The organism is Achromobacter veterisilvae, assembly GCF_037619525.1.
Classification (GTDB): Bacteria; Pseudomonadota; Gammaproteobacteria; order Burkholderiales; family Burkholderiaceae_B; genus Achromobacter; species Achromobacter veterisilvae.
Window position 1 is genome coordinate 6,016,978 of record NZ_CP148753.1, and the last position, 15,859, is coordinate 6,032,836.

Annotated in this window: 20 protein-coding genes; 13 read left to right on the forward strand and 7 right to left on the reverse strand. The window is 68.7% G+C overall.

Annotation, left to right across the window (positions count from 1 at the left end):
• Nucleotides 1-144: 144 nt before the first annotated feature.
• The 3 genes from WHX56_RS27985 to WHX56_RS27995 all read left to right on the forward strand — a co-directional run bounded on the left by WHX56_RS27985 (nt 145) and on the right by WHX56_RS27995 (nt 1,837).
• The gene (locus WHX56_RS27985; RefSeq protein WP_129246128.1) at nt 145-576 is read left to right on the forward strand and encodes a GFA family protein; all 432 of its coding nucleotides are present in this window, start codon (nt 145-147) and stop codon (nt 574-576) included.
• Nucleotides 577-1,130: 554 nt separating this feature from the next.
• Nucleotides 1,131-1,394 (forward strand): translation initiation factor IF-1, encoded by a 264-nt coding sequence (infA, locus tag WHX56_RS27990; RefSeq protein ID WP_062683195.1) that lies wholly within the window; start codon nt 1,131-1,133, stop codon nt 1,392-1,394.
• A gap of 155 nt (nt 1,395-1,549) precedes the next feature.
• Complete coding sequence (locus tag WHX56_RS27995) at nt 1,550-1,837, forward strand: hypothetical protein (protein ID WP_338879574.1); 288 nt, start codon at nt 1,550-1,552, stop codon at nt 1,835-1,837.
• A 20-nt stretch (nt 1,838-1,857) separates the two neighbouring features.
• Here the strand turns inward: WHX56_RS27995 and WHX56_RS28000 are convergent, their stop codons facing one another.
• The 3 genes from WHX56_RS28000 to mog form a co-directional block, all read right to left on the reverse strand.
• Nucleotides 1,858-2,739, reverse strand: coding sequence for a peptidoglycan DD-metalloendopeptidase family protein (locus tag WHX56_RS28000; protein ID WP_422393627.1), 882 nt, complete (start codon nt 2,737-2,739; stop codon nt 1,858-1,860).
• Nucleotides 2,730-3,068, reverse strand: coding sequence for a hypothetical protein (locus WHX56_RS28005; RefSeq protein ID WP_129246122.1), 339 nt, complete (start codon nt 3,066-3,068; stop codon nt 2,730-2,732). Before WHX56_RS28005 ends, WHX56_RS28000 begins: the two co-directional genes overlap by 10 nt.
• Nucleotides 3,069-3,144: 76 nt before the next feature.
• The gene (gene mog / locus WHX56_RS28010; RefSeq protein ID WP_338879576.1) at nt 3,145-3,768 is read right to left on the reverse strand and encodes a molybdopterin adenylyltransferase; all 624 of its coding nucleotides are present in this window, start codon (nt 3,766-3,768) and stop codon (nt 3,145-3,147) included.
• 279 nt (nt 3,769-4,047) lie between these two features.
• Here mog and WHX56_RS28015 point away from each other — a divergent pair, with 279 nt between their 5' ends.
• The 4 genes from WHX56_RS28015 to WHX56_RS28030 all read left to right on the forward strand — a co-directional run bounded on the left by WHX56_RS28015 (nt 4,048) and on the right by WHX56_RS28030 (nt 7,722).
• On the forward strand, nt 4,048-5,172 hold the full coding sequence (locus tag WHX56_RS28015; RefSeq protein ID WP_338879577.1) for a D-alanyl-lipoteichoic acid biosynthesis protein DltD: 1,125 nt from the start codon (nt 4,048-4,050) through the stop codon (nt 5,170-5,172).
• A 13-nt stretch (nt 5,173-5,185) separates the two neighbouring features.
• Complete coding sequence (locus WHX56_RS28020; protein ID WP_279636214.1) at nt 5,186-5,311, forward strand: hypothetical protein; 126 nt, start codon at nt 5,186-5,188, stop codon at nt 5,309-5,311.
• Between the two features lie 191 nt (nt 5,312-5,502).
• Entirely contained in the window at nt 5,503-6,978 is a 1,476-nt protein-coding gene (locus WHX56_RS28025) for an inorganic phosphate transporter (RefSeq protein ID WP_129246116.1), read from the forward strand.
• Nucleotides 6,979-7,074: 96 nt separating this feature from the next.
• Nucleotides 7,075-7,722: a DsbA family protein gene (locus tag WHX56_RS28030; RefSeq protein WP_338879578.1), complete on the forward strand. Its 648-nt coding sequence runs from the start codon at nt 7,075-7,077 to the stop codon at nt 7,720-7,722.
• Here the strand turns inward: WHX56_RS28030 and WHX56_RS28035 are convergent.
• The 4 genes from WHX56_RS28035 to WHX56_RS28050 form a co-directional block, all read right to left on the reverse strand.
• Nucleotides 7,719-8,066 carry an AzlD domain-containing protein gene (locus WHX56_RS28035; protein ID WP_129246112.1) on the reverse strand — a complete coding sequence of 116 codons (348 nt, stop codon included), beginning with the start codon at nt 8,064-8,066 and terminating at the stop codon, nt 7,719-7,721. The genes WHX56_RS28030 and WHX56_RS28035 overlap by 4 nt on opposite strands.
• Nucleotides 8,063-8,776: an AzlC family ABC transporter permease gene (locus WHX56_RS28040; RefSeq protein ID WP_338879579.1), complete on the reverse strand. Its 714-nt coding sequence runs from the start codon at nt 8,774-8,776 to the stop codon at nt 8,063-8,065. The genes WHX56_RS28035 and WHX56_RS28040 overlap by 4 nt, the downstream gene beginning before the upstream one ends.
• A gap of 72 nt (nt 8,777-8,848) precedes the next feature.
• Nucleotides 8,849-9,166 carry a chaperone modulator CbpM gene (locus WHX56_RS28045; RefSeq protein WP_129246108.1) on the reverse strand — a complete coding sequence of 106 codons (318 nt, stop codon included), beginning with the start codon at nt 9,164-9,166 and terminating at the stop codon, nt 8,849-8,851.
• Nucleotides 9,167-9,168: 2 nt separating this feature from the next.
• Nucleotides 9,169-10,116, reverse strand: a complete 948-nt coding sequence (locus tag WHX56_RS28050; RefSeq protein ID WP_129246106.1) for a DnaJ C-terminal domain-containing protein — start codon at nt 10,114-10,116, stop codon at nt 9,169-9,171.
• Nucleotides 10,117-10,333: 217 nt separating this feature from the next.
• Here WHX56_RS28050 and WHX56_RS28055 point away from each other — a divergent pair, with 217 nt between their 5' ends.
• The 6 genes from WHX56_RS28055 to WHX56_RS28080 all read left to right on the forward strand — a co-directional run bounded on the left by WHX56_RS28055 (nt 10,334) and on the right by WHX56_RS28080 (nt 15,846).
• The gene (locus tag WHX56_RS28055) at nt 10,334-10,819 is read left to right on the forward strand and encodes a GNAT family N-acetyltransferase (RefSeq protein WP_129246104.1); all 486 of its coding nucleotides are present in this window, start codon (nt 10,334-10,336) and stop codon (nt 10,817-10,819) included.
• A 60-nt stretch (nt 10,820-10,879) separates the two neighbouring features.
• Nucleotides 10,880-11,209, forward strand: a complete 330-nt coding sequence (locus WHX56_RS28060) for a DHCW motif cupin fold protein (RefSeq protein WP_129246102.1) — start codon at nt 10,880-10,882, stop codon at nt 11,207-11,209.
• A 64-nt stretch (nt 11,210-11,273) separates the two neighbouring features.
• Complete coding sequence (gene yfcF, locus WHX56_RS28065; RefSeq protein WP_338879580.1) at nt 11,274-11,909, forward strand: glutathione transferase; 636 nt, start codon at nt 11,274-11,276, stop codon at nt 11,907-11,909.
• Nucleotides 11,910-11,937: 28 nt separating this feature from the next.
• A complete protein-coding gene (locus tag WHX56_RS28070) occupies nt 11,938-12,342 on the forward strand; it encodes a VOC family protein (RefSeq protein ID WP_129246097.1) in 405 nt (134 codons plus the stop codon).
• A 187-nt stretch (nt 12,343-12,529) separates the two neighbouring features.
• Nucleotides 12,530-14,905 (forward strand): DUF3141 domain-containing protein, encoded by a 2,376-nt coding sequence (locus tag WHX56_RS28075; protein ID WP_338879581.1) that lies wholly within the window; start codon nt 12,530-12,532, stop codon nt 14,903-14,905.
• Nucleotides 14,902-15,846, forward strand: coding sequence for a phosphate acetyltransferase (locus WHX56_RS28080; RefSeq protein ID WP_338879582.1), 945 nt, complete (start codon nt 14,902-14,904; stop codon nt 15,844-15,846). The genes WHX56_RS28075 and WHX56_RS28080 overlap by 4 nt, the downstream gene beginning before the upstream one ends.
• The last annotated feature ends 13 nt before the right edge of the window (nt 15,847-15,859 follow it).

Sequence of the window (15,859 nt, forward strand, 5' to 3'; positions counted from 1 at the left end):
CAGCACGATGACCTGGGGATCGAATGATTTGACGGAAATTAGGGACGCCGCAATGCGCTGAAAGACCTTCGTCATAAATGCGGGCGCCTCGCCGGCTCGCCGGCGGGTATATTGAGGCTATTCCCCACCAGACAGGCGTTCATCATGATCAAAGGTTCCTGCCTGTGCGGCCGCATTGCGTACGAAATCGCCGGCCCGCTCACCAACGCCCTCAACTGCCATTGCACGATGTGCCGAAAGTCGCATGGCGCCGCGTTCCGCAGCCGGGCCACTGTCCAGTCCAAGGACTTCGCCTGGACGCGGGGAGAAAACCACGTCACCTGGTACAGCTCGTCGCCGGGCAGCTACCGCGGCTTCTGCGAAGCCTGCGGCACGCCCCTGCTGAGCCGCTTCGACCAGACCCCCGACGTCTACGGCCTGCCGCTGGGCGCGCTGGACGACGACCCGGGCGTGAAGCCGGCCGCGCATTGCCACGTGGCCAACAAGGCGCCCTGGTTCGACATCACCGACACGCTGCCGCAGCACGCCGGGGCGTTCGAGGAAACGCCCGAGCACAGTTCGCGGGCCATAGCCTGAATTCCCGCCCCCCGATACCGGGGCCGGATTCCGCGGCCCCGGAGTCGTTCCGTAGCAACTATCACGGCGCAACGGCAGATAAATACTGGCTAATCATTGCGCTTTGCAGTAACATAAGTCCGTGATTTCTCCGCGAAAACCGGGCTTCGGTCACTCTGAGTCGCCAACCTGTACCGCCTCTGGGCAATACCGCGAGGCCCGCACAGGACGCGTCCGGCATTTCAGGACGGAACCCTTCGCCGCCAGAGGCGCCGCCGCATCAAGTGCGGCGCCATCCGGCACTGCAACAACCGCTCCACCCCGCTTCTTCCGGCGACGCGCGCATAGCAATGGCACGCCGCCGCGACCGAGCCGCGCATCGCGCGCACATTGCCCTCGCGGCGCGAGTATCCGTCATTTCAGACATCCGCTTGGGATGCCGTGGCCCTCACCCGCGCCTGCCCGGACGTTTTACGTTCAAACCGCTGGACCTGGTTATTTGAGTCCAACGCGCTTGCCGCCCGCGCGGCGAGCCATGCCGCCGGCATGGCTGCGCGTATTGATAGGAGTAGAAAATGGCTAAAGAAGAACTCATCGAATTGGATGGCATCGTTGACGAAGTGCTGCCCGATAGCCGCTACCGCGTAAAGCTGGACAACGGCATCGAAGTCGGCGCCTACGCCTCCGGCCGCATCCGCAAGCACCGCATCCGCATCCTGGCGGGCGATCGCGTCACCCTGGAAATGTCGCCGTACGACCTGACCAAGGGCCGCATCAACTTCCGCCACAAGGACGAACGCGCCCCCGCCGCGCATCGCCCCCAGCAGTACCGCCGCTGAGCCTGGGCTTCAGGGCCGGCGCGCGCCGGCTCCCCAGCCCTGCTCGCGAGCCTTAAGCCCGCGCGGCGGCGTGCCGTAATGCGTGGAACGCCTGTTCATGGACGAATGGCGATCCCCGCCAGGCGCGACACCCGGCGGGACGCGCAAGATGCAAGATGGATCTGACAGAAGAGTTGCAAGCGGCCGCTGACGAGCTTGCCCTGGCGCGAAGGCGATTCGTGAAGGGCGAGGAAGGCCTGCGCCTGCTCCACCAGTCGCGCGAGGCGTTCATCAACAGCCTGCGCAATACCGGCCTGACGTACGCCGAGGCCAAGACCAAGTACGACAACTGCCTGGACGACCAGGAAGCCCAGCACCTCCGCGTGCGCCAGCAGATGGACTATGCCGAGCGCATGCACCAGCACGTGCTGCGCCGGATCGCGCTGCAGGCCGCGCCCGCGTAGGGCGCGATCCCGCGCCGGATTCAGGGCTTGAATGCCCCGATGAAGATGGCCGGGTCGACGCGGGCGTCGTTCAGGCTGACGTTCCAGTGCAGATGCGGGCCGGTCGCCCGCCCCGTGGCGCCCACCTTCCCCACCACGCCGCCGCGCGGCACCTCGTCGCCGACCTTCACGTCGATGGCCGACATGTGGCAGAACATGCTGACGAAACCCTGGCCATGGTCCAGGAACACCGTCTTGCCATTGAAGAAATAATCCCCCACCAGCACGACCGTGCCGGCCGCCGGCGCCTTGATGGGCGTGCCCGCCGGCACGGCGAAGTCCAGCCCCGAATGCGGATTGCGTTCCTGTCCGTTGAAAAAGCGCCGCAGCCCGAATGGGCTGGACAGGCGGCCGCCGTCGACCGGGCGGTCCAGCAGCAGGTTGCTGGGGATGACCCCGGCGCGGTAGCCGCGGTTGGCCGCGCTTTGCTCGGCCATTTCGCGTTCGATGCGCTTCATGTCGTCCGGATTCGGCTCGACCTGGCGCTGGTTCTTCAGCGTGATGCGCTGGGCCGCGTATTCCTTGGCCCCGACCCTGAAGGACAGCTTGCGCCGGCCCTGCCCATCGCCGACCGATACCTGCTGTTCGCCCGGCTTCGCGCTCAGCGGAATGCCGACCACGGCGATCCACTGCCTGCCCTCTTCGCGCACGACCAGCACGCGCCGCCCCTGGAACGTCACTTCCGGGGCGCGTTCCGCGTCGCCCAGGCCCAGGACCGCGACGCCGCCGGGAACGGGAAAATTGAGCTTGCGGGTGAGGTAGCCTTCCTGCTGGGCTCGGACGGGCAGCCCCAGGCCGGCGGCGGCCGCGGCCAGGCCCAGCCGCAGTACGTCGCGGCGGCGGAACATGGCGCTTACAGGCACAGGTTCGCGGGCTCGATGATGCTTTGGTCGCGGCGGGCGATGCGCGTGGACAGGCGCGTTTCCGTCTTGCCCTTCCAGTGGGTGGTCGTCAGCACGGCCTCCACGCCCAGGCTGTCCGACTGGATGAGTTCAAAGCCGTTGCGCACGGCCTTCCGCTCGAACCGGACGCCCATGTTCTTCCAGGATTCCGCCACGCAATTCGTGTAGTCCTCGGCCGAGCGCTGGGTCGACCCGTAGAAGACGGGGTCGCGGTCGCGCACGTCTTTGACGCTGGCGCAGGCCGTCAGGGCGGCCAAAACGGTGAGGGACAGGGCGGTACGGACCTTCATGGCGATGGAACTCTCGAACGGGTGGAAATTGAGGAAAGCGCGGCCAACTATAGCGCAGCGCCGGGGCGTGCCGGCGCTACTGCCGGCGGGCCGACTTCGGGCGGAAAGCCGCGATGACTTCCGGGCGGGTCTCGGCGTAGGGGCCGCCGATCAGGTCGATGCAGTAGGGAATGGCGGCGAAAATGCCCGGCACCAGGACGGCTCCGTCCTCTCCTTTCAGCCCTTCCAACGTTTCGCGGATGGATTTCGGCTGGCCGGGCAGGTTCACGATGAGCGCGGCGTGGTCCGCGGTTTCGCGGATGACGGCCACCTGGCGGGACAGAATGGCCGTGGGCACGAAGCGCAGGCTGATCTGGCGCATCTGTTCGCCGAAGCCGGGCATTTCCTTGGTGCCGACGGCCAGGGTCGCCTCCGGCGTGACGTCGCGCCGCGCGGGGCCGGTGCCGCCGGTGGTCAGGACCAGGTCGCAGCCGCAGCCGTCCACCAGTTCGATCAGCGTCTCGGAGATGCGGGCGGGCTCGTCGGGAATCAGGCGGTCGACCGCCAGCCACGGCGATGCCAGCGCGCCGCCCAGCCATTCCCGCAGCGCGGGCAGGCCCTGGTCCTGGTAGGCGCCGGCCGAGGCGCGGTCGGAAACGGACACCAGGCCCACGATCAATTCATCGGGGTGGCTGCGGGCGATACGGGTAACGGCGGTCATGGGCGGCAATCGTTGAATGGGACGGGCTGGCGCCGCGAAGGCGGCTCGTGGCGCGGTCAATCATGGAAATCCAGAAGAACCCCGCGGCAACCATGCTATCGCATTCTTCCCCCGGGGGAAGGACGGCGGCTTCCGCCATCCGGGCGATCCCGCCCTGTGGCGAAAAAGCGAATCGGCCATGGCCCCGCTTTCCCGTGCTTGTTCCGGCAAAGGCCGCTCGTTAACATCCGCTAACAATCCAATTCCGTATTCGAGACGCCGCGCTTTCGGTTTCCCTCCATGATCACACGCACTCTCCGGCAGCACGCGCTGGCGGCGGCGCTGGCCCTGGCCGCCGCCGCGGCCGCCGGATGGGGCGCCCTGCACGCGCTGGCCCTGAAGACGGAACCCGTCCCGGCCGCGGCGCCCGGCATCTACCTCCCCAACCTGGGCAATACGCTGCAGGAGCAGACCCGCAACCTGTCGCGCCTGAGCCAGGCCTTGCGCACGGGGGACCGCCTGGTCATCCTGGGCTCGTCGGAACTGACCAGCAACGATCTGCGCTTCGTGCCCTACCGCTACCTGGCCGACGAACTCCAGATGCCGGTGCTGGCCTACGGCCATTCCGGTTTCCAGTCGCTGGGGATGCAACTGGTGCTGGCGGCGCTGGCCGACGACCTCTCCGCGGCCTCCCGCGTGGTCGTCATGCTGTCGCCCGGCTGGTTCGATGGCGAGGGCGGACTGGGCCCGGACGAATTCAAGGAGCACGCCAATCCGCTGCTGTCCCGGCTGCTGGGGCAGCCCGAGGGCCGGGCCGAGGTGCTGCGCTGGCTGGAGGCCAAGGGCGACGTGGGCGTCGCCTGGTCGATGATGGCCGAGCAGGCCTATGTTTTCCGCCAGCGCCTGGTCGACCTGTGGACCCCGGCCCATGCCGCTCCCGCCCCGGAGCCGGAACGCGAAGGGCCGCCCGCCGCCGCCCGCGTGGTCGACTGGGATGCCCTGGCCAGCCAGGCCCAGGGCGCCGAACAGGCCTTGATGGCGGGCAACCGGTACGCGGTGCGCGACGATTTCTTCGACAAATACCTGCGGGCCGTTCCCGAGGGCGGCAAGACGGCCTACCTGCCGCAGCCGCTGACCGGCCGCGACGAACTGCGCGAACTGGACGCCCTGATGGCGCTGCTGCGCCGGCACGGCGTGGACGCGCTGTTCGTCATGCAGCCGCTGCATCCCATGGTGTTCCGGGACCTGGACCGCTTCGAGCCGGTGCAGCGGGAAGTCGCGGCGCAGTGCCGGCGCTACGCCATGCGCTGCATGGACATGTACGGAGCGCCCTTCGAAGTGGGCACGCTGCGCGACGTCCAGCATCTTGGGGAATTGGGCTGGCTGCGCGTCAACCAGAAAATCGCCGAGGTATTTCGGCCATGAGGCACCGGATCCCATGAAAAGAACCTTGTGGCTTTGCCTGCTATACCTCGGCCTGCTGGGCGTCGCGCTGATCCAGGCCGATACCTCGGCCAATCTGGGCAAACCGATGGAGATCGAGTTCCAGTATTCGAAGTTCTAGGGGGTGCGGGGGGGTGTCAGACACCCACGGGCGCCCAGGGCAGGCGGCCGCTGTCTCCTCGGGTGTCTGACACCTGGGCGAACGGTTTGTGTCCGACATCAACGAATCCCCCTTTTGGTAGCCGTACGCAACCAGGGACAGGTCACAAATCTGCAATAATCGGGCCTCCCGCCGGAACCTCCCCCGCCTCCATGTTCGACCTCTTCCACGGCCTAGACCCTTGGGTAGGCCTCAGTCTTGTCTTGGCCCTGACATTCGTCCTGGCCTTTGAATTCATCAACGGATTCCACGACACGGCAAACGCCGTGGCAACGGTCATTTACACCAAGGCCATGCCGCCGCACCTGGCGGTCATGCTTTCCGGCATTTTCAATTTCCTGGGCGTGCTGCTCGGCGGCGTGGGCGTGGCCTATGCCATCGTCCACCTGCTGCCGGTCGAACTGCTGATCAACGTGGACACCGGCCGCGGGCTGGCCATGGTGTTCGCCATGCTGGCGGCGGCCATCGCCTGGAACCTGGGCACCTGGTACTTCGGCATTCCGGCCTCCAGCTCGCATACGCTGATCGGCTCGATCCTGGGCGTGGGCCTGGCCAACGCGCTGATCACCGAACTGCCGCTGGCCGATGGCGTCAACTGGGGCAAGGCCATCGACATCGGCCTGTCCCTGGTGGTGTCGCCGGTAGCCGGCTTCGTGGTGGCGGGCGGCCTGCTCCTCGCGCTCAAGCGCTGGCTGCCGCTGTCGAAGATGCACAAGACGCCGGAGCAGCGGCGCGCCATCGACAACAAGAAGCATCCGCCGTTCTGGAACCGCCTGGTCCTGGTGCTGTCCGCGATGGGCGTGAGCTTCGTCCACGGCTCCAACGACGGCCAGAAAGGCATCGGCCTGATCATGCTCGTGCTGATCGGCATCGTGCCCGCCAACTTCGTGCTGGACACCAACAGCACCACCTACCAGATCGAACGCACGCGCGACGCCGCCAATCACCTGAACGTGTTCTACCAGCGCAACGAAGCGATGCTGGGCGACTACCTGGCGCTCAAGCGCTACGACGCGACCACCGAGCTGCCGCGCAATTTCCGCTGCGATCCCGAACTGACGATGCCGACCATCGCCGCCTTGCAGGCCGATCTGCACGGCGTGTCCAACTACGCCGACCTGCCGCCCGAGAAACGCGTTGCCGTGCGCCGCTATCTGCTGTGCCTGGACGACACCGCCAAGAAGGTGGCGCGCATCGAAGGGCTGCCCGCCCGCGAACGCGCGGACCTGCAACGGCTGCGCGCCGACCTGACGGCCACCACCGAATACGCGCCCTTCTGGGTGATCGTGGCGGTCGCCCTGGCGCTGGGCGCGGGCACCATGGTCGGCTGGCGCCGCGTGGTCCTCACGGTGGGCGAAAAAATCGGCAAGCAGGGCATGACGTATGCGCAGGGCATGTCCGCGCAGTTGACCGCGATGGGCGCCATCGGGCTGGCCAACGTGTTCAGCCTGCCGGTGTCCACCACCCACGTCCTGTCCTCGGGCGTGGCGGGGACGATGGTCGCCAACAAGACCGGCCTGCACAGCAGCACGGTGCGCAACATCCTGATGGCCTGGGTGCTGACCCTGCCCGCCTCGATGCTGCTGGCCGCCGGCCTGTTCTGGATCGGCGTGCAGATCGCCGGCTGACGTTCCGCGGTCCCGCGGCGATCCGCGGGACCGGCGCAACACACTGGTTACCGCAATGGGCTTACCCCGGAAGCGGCCCGCGTCTACCATGGCGCCATGACTGCTTCCAATCCCACCCTGCATTACATTTTCGATCCGCTTTGCGGCTGGTGCTACGCCGCCGCGCCGCTGGTGGAGGCCGCCCGCGCCCTCCCCGGCCTGGGCATCGCGCTCCATGGCGGCGGCATGATGACCGGCGGCAACCGCCAGCCCGTGACCGACGCGCTGCGCCGCTATGTGATGCCGCACGACGAGCGCATCGCCAGCCTGACGGGCCAGCCCTTCGGCGAGGACTATTTCAACGGACTGCTGCGCGACAACGGCGCGGTGTTCGATTCCGAGCCGCCCACCACGGCCATCCTGGCCGCGCAGGCGCTGGGCGGCCGCGGGCTGGACCTGCTCCAGCGCATCCAGCGCGCTCACTACGTGCAAGGGCTGCGCGTCGCGGACCCCGCCGTGCTGGCGGCCCTGGCGGCCGATATCGGGCTGGACCCGGCGGCTTTCGGCGCCGCCTTCGCGGCGGCCCAGGGCGCCGAAACCGCCTCGCACATCGCCGCCAGCCGGCAATTGCTGGCCCGGCTGGGCGGCTCGGGCTTCCCCACCCTGGCGCTGGAACGCGGCGGCGCCTGCACCCTGCTGGAGCCTTCCCGCTACCTGGGCCGCCCGGCGCAGTGGCAGGCCGACCTGCGCGCGCGCATCGGCTAGCCGGCCAGGGCCAGCAGCACCCCGTATCCGGCCATGCCCAACAGCACGGCGACGCCCGTATTGCTGACCAGCCGCGCCGCCACCGCGGTCACGACCAGGCCGCCCACGTAGGGCCCGATGCGGGCCGCCTGGTCGCCGGCCTCGATCAGGTCGGGCACGATGACCGCCGCGGCGATCCCCGCCAGCAGGGACGGCCCCAGCGCGGCCAGCGCCGAGCCTTCGCGCGACAGGTGGCGCAGCAGGCGGCTGCGTTCGGACAGCATGAAAGGCAGGGCGCGGGTCAGATAGGTGATCGCCGCCATCGCGGCCACCGCGCCCCAGAATCCCAATCCATCGGTATTCATGCGGGCCTCCGCAGGCGGTACGCGACGCAGCCGATGACGGCGCCGGCCAGAATGGCCGCGCTGGTGTGCCCCAGGGCGGCCACGGCGCCGGCGCCCGCCACCGCCGCCACGATGGGCAGCCCCAGGCCGCGCCTGGCGCTTTGGCATACCAGCGCCATGAACAGCGCCGGCAGCGCGAAACGCATCACCTGCGACAGCATGGGGTAATGGCGTTCCAGCCCGTCGCCGGCATAGACGCCGACGGCGGTGCCGGCAATCCAGGTCAGCCAGGCGCCCAGTCCCAGCGCGGTCATCCAGCCCTGGCGGCTGGCGGGATCCACGGCCTGCAGGCGGTTGAAGGCCGTGGCGAACACCTCGTCGGTCAGCAGGAAGGCGACCTTCAGCCGGCCGCGCAGCGCGGCGGGCAGAAAGCGGGACAGCAGCGGGCCGTACAGCAGGTGGCGGGCGTTGAGCAGCGAGCACAGCGCCACCACCCACAGCCACGGCGTGCCCGCCTTGATGGAGGCGAGCAGCAGGAACTGGCTGGCGCCGGCATAGATCAGCACGGAAATCAGGATGACTTGCGCGGGCGTCAGGCCCGCCGCCATGCCGGCGATGCCGAAGGTCACGGCCACCGGAAAGTAGCCGATCATGACGGGCAGGCAGGATTTCAGGCCGTCGATGCGGGCGCTGCCCGCGAGGCCGGGCGCCGGGGCGGATGAGGTCTGCAAGGTTTCTTCGCTTGTTCGGTGTTGCGGCAAGCGCCTAGTTTACCCATCCGCCGGGTATCGCCCGCGGCGACGCTAGGTGTCGTCGGCGCCCAGCACGCGCAGTTGCGCCTTCAGGCGGCGGACCTCCTGGCTCAGGTCCAGGATTAGCGCCACCGCGTCCAGGCTGGCGTCGAAATCCCGCTCCAGGCGCCGGGCGTCCAGCGCGCGCTGCAGGTCCATGCTGTAGAAGCGCCATTCCGCGGGCCGGCGCCCGCTGGCGTTGACGATGCCGACTTCGACGAGCCGGGCGATCCATTCCACTTCCTGGCCGCAGGCGCGGGCCAGGTCGTCGGCGCTCAAGGGTTGTGTTTTGCCCACGACGGTGGCGCTGGTGATGACGAGCTTCTTCATGGTCAGACCCCCATGTGGCGCCGCGGGTTGAAAGGCAGGTCCTGCTGCAGCTTGCGGTAGGCCGCCTTGGCCGCCTCGCTGTCGGCCGGCGGCAGCACCAGGTCCAGCACCAAGTACAGGTCTCCGGGCGGGTCGCCCGGAATGCCGCGCCCGCGCAGCCGCAGCTTGCGGCCGTTGCCCGATCCCGGCGGGACCGAGACTTCGACGGTGCCGCCCGGAGTGGGCGTCTTCACACTGGCGCCCAGCGCAGCCTCCCAGGGCGCCACGGGCAGCGCCATGTAGAGATCGCGGCCGTCGGCGCGGTACTGCGGGTGCGGCTTGAACCGGATTTCCAGGTAGAGGTCGCCGTTCTCGCCGCCGCCGTACCCGGGCATGCCCTGGCCCGCCAGCCGGATGAACTGGCCTTCCCGCACGCCGGCGGGAATCTTCACGCTGAGCGTGCGGGTCTGCATCTGGGGGCGCCCTTCGTCGTCGATCTTCATCGAGCGCAGGCTGATGTCGCGCGTGGCGCCCTTGAGCGCGTCTTCGAGATCCACCTCGATCGCGGCGTGATGGTCTTCGCCGCGCGCGCGGAATTCCTGTTGCTGCGCCCCGCCCCGGTGGCCGCGCCCGCGGCCGCCGAACAGCGACGAGAAGAATTCGCTGAACTGCGCTTCTTCGCCGGGCGCCGCGCCGCGATGGAACTCGAATCCTTCGTCCCAGCCCGGCGGCGGCTGGAAGCCGCCATCGGGCGACACGCCCGCGGCCAGGTTGTCGTAGGCCAGGCGCTTTTCCTGGTCGCGCAGCACGTCGTAGGCTTCGTTGACGTCGCGCATGCGCGTCTCCGCGTCCTTTTCCTTGCTGACGTCGGGATGATATTTGCGGGCGAGCTTGCGGTAGGCGCGCCGGATCTCGTCTTCGGAAGCGCCCCGCTCTACCCCTAGAATGCCGTAGTAGTCCTTGAACTCCATGTTCCGCCCTTTGCAAGGGGTTGCGGCCGCTCCCGGATCGCGCCGCGATCGGCCTTGAATATCAAGAAGATAGGGGCTGTAGCCCGTTTTTTCAATGCGCCTTGCCAAGCCGGGCGCATCGCGCATAATGTCCGGTTCCGCGGCGCCCGCGCGCGCCGGAACCGACAGGCCCGTCCGCGCCCTTCCCGGGAACGGGCGGAAGCAGACAGGAACGATCATGCTGGAAATCATCGACGTCGACTTCGACAACCCCGAACACGGCCGCCAGGTGCTGGCCATGCTGGACGAATACGCCAGCGGCCCCATGGGCGGCAATGCCCCGCTGTCCGACCACGCGCGCCGGCACCTCATCGCCGAACTGGCCCGCCGCCCCGCCGCGCACGCCCTGCTGGCCCGCGTCGACGGCGAGGCCGCCGGCGTGGCGATCTATCTCGAAGGCTTCTCCACCTTCGCCTGCCGTCCGCTGGTCAACCTGCACGACCTGGGCGTGTCGCCCCGGTTCCAGGGCCTGGGCGTGGGCAAGGCCCTGCTGTCCGCGCTGGAAGACCGGGCGCGCCGGCTGGGCTGCTGCAAGATCACGCTGGAAGTGCTGGAAGGCAACGCGGTGGCCCAGGGGCTGTACCGCAAGCTCGGCTTCGAGGGCTATGCGCTGGACGAAACCACGGGCCGCGCCCTGTTCTGGCAGAAAAAGCTGGCCGCCTGAGTAGCGTAGTATTTGTATTTTGCCGGGCGAAGCCGCCCGGGCCACGATGCAGGATCGACCATGAAAATGAGCAACATCCCCTTCGGCACCACCGACTGGTCCGAAGTGGAACGCACCGAACACGCCGGCGAGACCGGCATGGCCTATTGGCGGACCCGGCAGTTCGGCGAGCTGCGGGTGCGCATGGTGGAATACACCGCGGGCTACCTGGCCGACCACTGGTGCAGCAAGGGCCACATCCTCTTCTGCCTGGAAGGCGAACTCCACACCGAACTCGAGGACGGCCGGACGTTCGTGCTGACGCCCGGCATGAGCTACCAGGTCGCCGACCAGGCCGAGCCTCACCGTTCCTCCACGGCCACGGGCGCCAGGCTTTTCATCGTGGATTGACGCGTCCGCGCGACACGCGGGCGGCAGTTGCGTTACGCTTTTTCGATACAACCGGAGACCCCACTTGAGCGCCCCGCTTACGCTATTCGTCGACTCCCTGTTCCTCAGTCCCTATGCCATGTCGGCCTATGTGGCGCTGACCGAAAAGCAGTTGCCGTTCGAGGTGCGCCCGATCGATCTGGAAGCGGGCGAACAGCGCATGCAGCCCTACCAGGCCCGCGCGCTGACCTCCCGGGTGCCCGCGCTGACGCACGAGGACTTCCACCTGACCGAATCCAGCGCCATCGCCGAATACCTGGACGAGGCCTTCCCCGCGCCCGCGCATGCCGCCCTCTATCCCCGCGACGTCCGCGCGCGCGCCCGCGCCCGCCAGTTGCAGGCCTGGCTGCGCAGCGACCTGGCCGCCCTGCGCCAGGAACGCCCCACCGAAACCGTGTTCCACGGCGCCGCCGGCCAGCCGCTGTCCGACGCCGCGCACGCCGCCGCGGCCAAGCTCATCCACGTGGCCGGCAGCCTGCTGGGCGCGGGCCAGGCCTGTCTGTTCGACGGCTGGTGCATCGCCGACACCGACCTGGCGGTGATGCTCAAGCGGCTGTCCCAGGACGACCTGCCGGCCCCGCTTGCCGCCTATGCCGACGGCCAATGGCAGCGGCCCTCCGTCCAGAAATGGCTGGCGCACAACGCCGCCGCGCGGCCCTGATTCCGGTTCGCGTCCGCGGAGAGCCCCGATGCAACTGCTGGACCACGTTTCCATCACCGTCCCCGGCCTGGACGCCGCCCGGCCCTTCTACGATGCCGTCATGCGGGCGCTGGGTGCGGACAAGGTCTACGACCGCCCCGACGCGCTCGGCTACGGCGAACGCTGCCGGCCGGGCAGCGGCCAGCACAGCTATCTGTCCGTATTCGCCGCCGGCGCGGCCGTGGATGCCGCCGCCGGCGCCCGGCGCCACTGGTGCTTCAAGGCGCCCAGCCGCGCCGCCGTCGACGCGTTCCATGCCGCCGGGCTGGCGCATGGCGGGCGCGACGAGGGCGCGCCGGGCCTGCGCGAACACTACCACCCGCATTACTACGCCGCCTTCCTGCTGGACCCCGCCGGCAACCGCATCGAGGCCGTCTGCCACGATCCGGCCTGATCCCGGGGGCTCGGGCGGAGCCGGAACGCAAAAAGGGACAGTTAAATCCGGCCGGTTTGACGGCGGTCAGCCCCACTGATGTTGCAGCGCAACATCAGTTGCGGTGTAATGGAGAGGTCAACCCGGCCGGTTCCACTGGACCGGCCTGGCGGCTACCGCCGCCGGAAGCTACTACAAGGAGATCGCCATGGCCGGATCCGGCAACGATCGCGCCCCCACCCCGTCCTTCAACCCCTGGACGGCCGCCTACGAGTACGCAGTGGACGCCTGGCAGCGCGGCGTGCTTTACGCAGACGTGATGCGCCAGCGCGGCAATCAATATCACGAACACATGGCCAAGCGCGCCCCGAACGTGCTGAGCATGGAATTCGAACTGGTGCTGGACGGCCGCGGCCTGCCGCGCCCCGTCAACTACGGCCTGCTGCGCATCAAGCCGCCGGCCGGCGTGGAAACGGATCCGATCAAGCGCCCCTTCCTGGTCGTGGACCCGCGCGCCGGGCACGGCCCGGGCATCGGCGGATTCAAGCCCGAAAGCGAGATCGGCGTGGCCGTGCGCGCGGGGCATCCCTGCTATTTCGCGACCTTCCTGCCGCAGCCCATGCCCGCCCAGACCGTCGAAGACGTGATGATGGCCGAGGCGCGGTTCCTGGAAGAGATCATCGCGCTGCACCCCAACGCCGAAGGCAAGCCGGTCGTGGTCGCCAATTGCCAGGCGGGCTGGCAGATCATGATGACCGCCGCGGTCCGGCCGGAACTGTTCGGCCCCATCATCGTCGCCGGCGCCCCGCTGTCGTACTGGTCCGGCTGGCGCGGCATGAACCCCATGCGCTATGCCGGCGGCCTGCTGGGCGGCAGTTGGCTCACCGCGCTGACCAGCGACCTGGGCGACGGCAAGTTCGACGGCGCCTGGCTGGTGCAGAACTTCGAGAACCTGAATCCGGCGAACACGCTGTGGTCCAAGCAGTACAACCTGTACTCCAATGTGGACACCGAGGCGTCGCGCTACCTGAGCTTCGAGAAATGGTGGGGCGGCCACGTCTTCCTGAACGGCCCCGAAATCCAGTACATCGTCGACAACCTGTTCGTGGGCAACCGCCTGGCCACGGCGGGCCTGGTGACCTCCGACGGCATCCGCATCGACCTGCGCAACATCCGGTCGCCCATCGTAGTGTTCTGCTCCAAGGGCGACAACATCACGCCCCCGCCGCAGGCGCTGGGCTGGATTCCCGACCTGTACCAGAACGAGGCCGAGGTGCTGGCCCACGGCCAGACCATCGTCTACGCCGTGCATGAAAGCATCGGCCACCTCGGCATCTTCGTGTCCGGCAGCGTGGCCCGCAAGGAACACCAGGAATTCACGTCCAACATCGACATGATCGACGTGCTGCCGCCGGGCATCTACCAGGCCGAAATCGCCGACAAGACGCCCGACACGCCGAACGCGGACCTGGCCTATGGCAACTACGTGCTGTCGTTCGAACAGCGCAGCCTGGACGACGTGCGCGCCATCGTGGACCGCAAGGAAGACGACGACCGGCGATTCGCCGCCGTCGCCCGGATCTCCGACATCAACCTGGGCATGTACCGCAGCTTCATGCAGCCCTGGGTGCGCGCCATGGTGACGCCGCAATCCGCGGAATGGGGGCAGCGCCTGCATCCGCTGCGCCTGCCCTACGAGCTGATTTCTGACCGCAACCCGGCGATCGCGCCGATCGCCCAGATCGCGGAACAGGTGCGCGAGCACCGCCGGCCGGCCTCGCCCTCCAACCCCTTCCTGGTGGCGCAGGAGATGTTCTCGAACCTGGTCGAGACCAGCCTGGACATCTGGCAGGAACTGCGCGATTCGGCCGATGAGCGCACCTTCATGAGCGTGTACGGATCGCCCCTGGTGCAGGACCTGGCCGGCCTGGGCGCGCGTTCCGGCCCGCCGCGCAAGCACCCGGGCGTGTCGCCCGAACACCGCCGCTTCATGGAAGAACGCGCGGGCGAACTGCGTTCGCTGCTGCAGGAAGGCGGCCTGCGCGTCGCCGCCATCCGGATGCTGCTGTACGTAGCGGGCTCCGAGGGCGGCCTGGACGAGCGCAGCTTCGCGCTGATCCGCAAGATGCGCGCGGAATCCGACACCGCGCTGACCCTGCCGGAATTCAAGGGCGTCATCCGCGACCAGGCCCTGATGATGACGCTGGATTCGGCCGCCGCCGTCCAGGCCATGCCGCGCCTGCTCGAAAATTCGCCGGCCGCCGCGATCCGCGAAGCGCTCAACACCATGAAGCACGTGCTGGAGGCCGCCGAACCGCTGAGCGAGGCGGCGCGCGCGAGCCTGGGCGAGATGGAACGGATCTTCGAGTCCGCCGAGCGCCGCGCGCAGAAGCGCGAACAGGCCCTGGCGCCCGCTCCGGCCAAAGCGGCTGCGCGCCCGGCGCGCGCGGCCGCCGCCAGGAGCGAGCCGCCGGCCACGGCCGCCAAGCCGGTGAAGGCGGCTCCGGCCGCCCGCGCCGGGCGCGTCGCCGCCAAGACTCCCGCGCGCGCCGCGCGCAAATCCACCAAGGCGACTTCCGAATGACCCTGCCCGCGTCCACGCACTACGACAAGCTCATCGCCCGCGCGCAGACGCTGGCGCCCGCCGTATGCGCCATCGCTCATCCCTGCGACGAGCCTTCGCTGTCCGCCGCGCTGCAGGCGCGGGACCTCGGCCTGCTGCAACCGATCCTGGTGGGCCCCGAACTCAAGATCCGCGCGACGGCCGCGCAGTACGGGCTGGACCTGGGCAACGCCCGCATCGTCGACGCGCCGCACAGCCACGCCGCGGCCGAGGCCGCGGTCGCGCTGGTGCGCAGCGGCGAGGCGACGCTCCTGATGAAGGGCAGCCTGCACACCGACGAACTGATGCACGAAGTGGTGGCGCGCAACACCGGGCTGCGCAGCGGCCGGCGCATCAGCCACGTGTTCATCATGGAGGTTCCCACCTACGCGGAGCCGCTCTTCATCACCGATGCCGCCATCAACATCTTTCCGGACCTGGAAACCAAGGCCGACATCATCCGCAACGTGATCGACCTGCACCGCGGCCTGGGCCTGGGCGAACCGCGCGTGGCCATCCTGTCGGCCGTGGAACAGGTCACGCCCAGCATACCCAGCACCATCGAAGCCGCGGCGCTGTGCAAGATGGCCGACCGCGGCCAGATCGCCGGCGGCCTGCTGGACGGCCCGCTGGCGCTGGACAACGCCATCAACCCCGACGCCGCCCGCATCAAGGGCATCCGTTCCCCGGTCGCCGGGGTCGCCCAGGTGCTGGTGGTGCCGGACCTGGAAGCGGGCAATATGCTGGCCAAGAACCTGACCTTCCTGGCCAATGCGGAAGCGGCCGGCATCGTGCTGGGCGCGCGCGTGCCCATCATCCTGACCAGCCGCGCCGACAGCCCGCGCTCGCGCCTGGCCTCGTGCGCGGTGGCGGCGATCTACGCGCACCACCTGAGCGAGCAACAGGCCCGTCCGCTCGCCTGATGTAGGGGACCCA

What these genes read in the sequence shown, in the direction of transcription:
- WHX56_RS27985 (WP_129246128.1), top strand. Translation starts at nt 145, where the DNA reads ATGATCAAAGGTTCCTGCCTGTGCGGCCGCATTGCGTACGAAATCGCC.
- infA (WP_062683195.1), top strand. Translation starts at nt 1,131, where the DNA reads ATGGCTAAAGAAGAACTCATCGAATTGGATGGCATCGTTGACGAAGTG.
- WHX56_RS27995 (WP_338879574.1), top strand. Translation starts at nt 1,550, where the DNA reads ATGGATCTGACAGAAGAGTTGCAAGCGGCCGCTGACGAGCTTGCCCTG.
- WHX56_RS28005 (WP_129246122.1), bottom strand. Translation starts at nt 3,068, where the DNA reads ATGAAGGTCCGTACCGCCCTGTCCCTCACCGTTTTGGCCGCCCTGACG.
- mog (WP_338879576.1), bottom strand. Translation starts at nt 3,768, where the DNA reads ATGACCGCCGTTACCCGTATCGCCCGCAGCCACCCCGATGAATTGATC.
- WHX56_RS28015 (WP_338879577.1), top strand. Translation starts at nt 4,048, where the DNA reads ATGATCACACGCACTCTCCGGCAGCACGCGCTGGCGGCGGCGCTGGCC.
- WHX56_RS28020 (WP_279636214.1), top strand. Translation starts at nt 5,186, where the DNA reads ATGAAAAGAACCTTGTGGCTTTGCCTGCTATACCTCGGCCTGCTGGGC.
- WHX56_RS28025 (WP_129246116.1), top strand. Translation starts at nt 5,503, where the DNA reads ATGTTCGACCTCTTCCACGGCCTAGACCCTTGGGTAGGCCTCAGTCTT.
- WHX56_RS28030 (WP_338879578.1), top strand. Translation starts at nt 7,075, where the DNA reads ATGACTGCTTCCAATCCCACCCTGCATTACATTTTCGATCCGCTTTGC.
- WHX56_RS28035 (WP_129246112.1), bottom strand. Translation starts at nt 8,066, where the DNA reads ATGAATACCGATGGATTGGGATTCTGGGGCGCGGTGGCCGCGATGGCG.
- WHX56_RS28045 (WP_129246108.1), bottom strand. Translation starts at nt 9,166, where the DNA reads ATGAAGAAGCTCGTCATCACCAGCGCCACCGTCGTGGGCAAAACACAA.
- WHX56_RS28050 (WP_129246106.1), bottom strand. Translation starts at nt 10,116, where the DNA reads ATGGAGTTCAAGGACTACTACGGCATTCTAGGGGTAGAGCGGGGCGCT.
- WHX56_RS28055 (WP_129246104.1), top strand. Translation starts at nt 10,334, where the DNA reads ATGCTGGAAATCATCGACGTCGACTTCGACAACCCCGAACACGGCCGC.
- WHX56_RS28060 (WP_129246102.1), top strand. Translation starts at nt 10,880, where the DNA reads ATGAAAATGAGCAACATCCCCTTCGGCACCACCGACTGGTCCGAAGTG.
- WHX56_RS28070 (WP_129246097.1), top strand. Translation starts at nt 11,938, where the DNA reads ATGCAACTGCTGGACCACGTTTCCATCACCGTCCCCGGCCTGGACGCC.
- WHX56_RS28075 (WP_338879581.1), top strand. Translation starts at nt 12,530, where the DNA reads ATGGCCGGATCCGGCAACGATCGCGCCCCCACCCCGTCCTTCAACCCC.
- WHX56_RS28080 (WP_338879582.1), top strand. Translation starts at nt 14,902, where the DNA reads ATGACCCTGCCCGCGTCCACGCACTACGACAAGCTCATCGCCCGCGCG.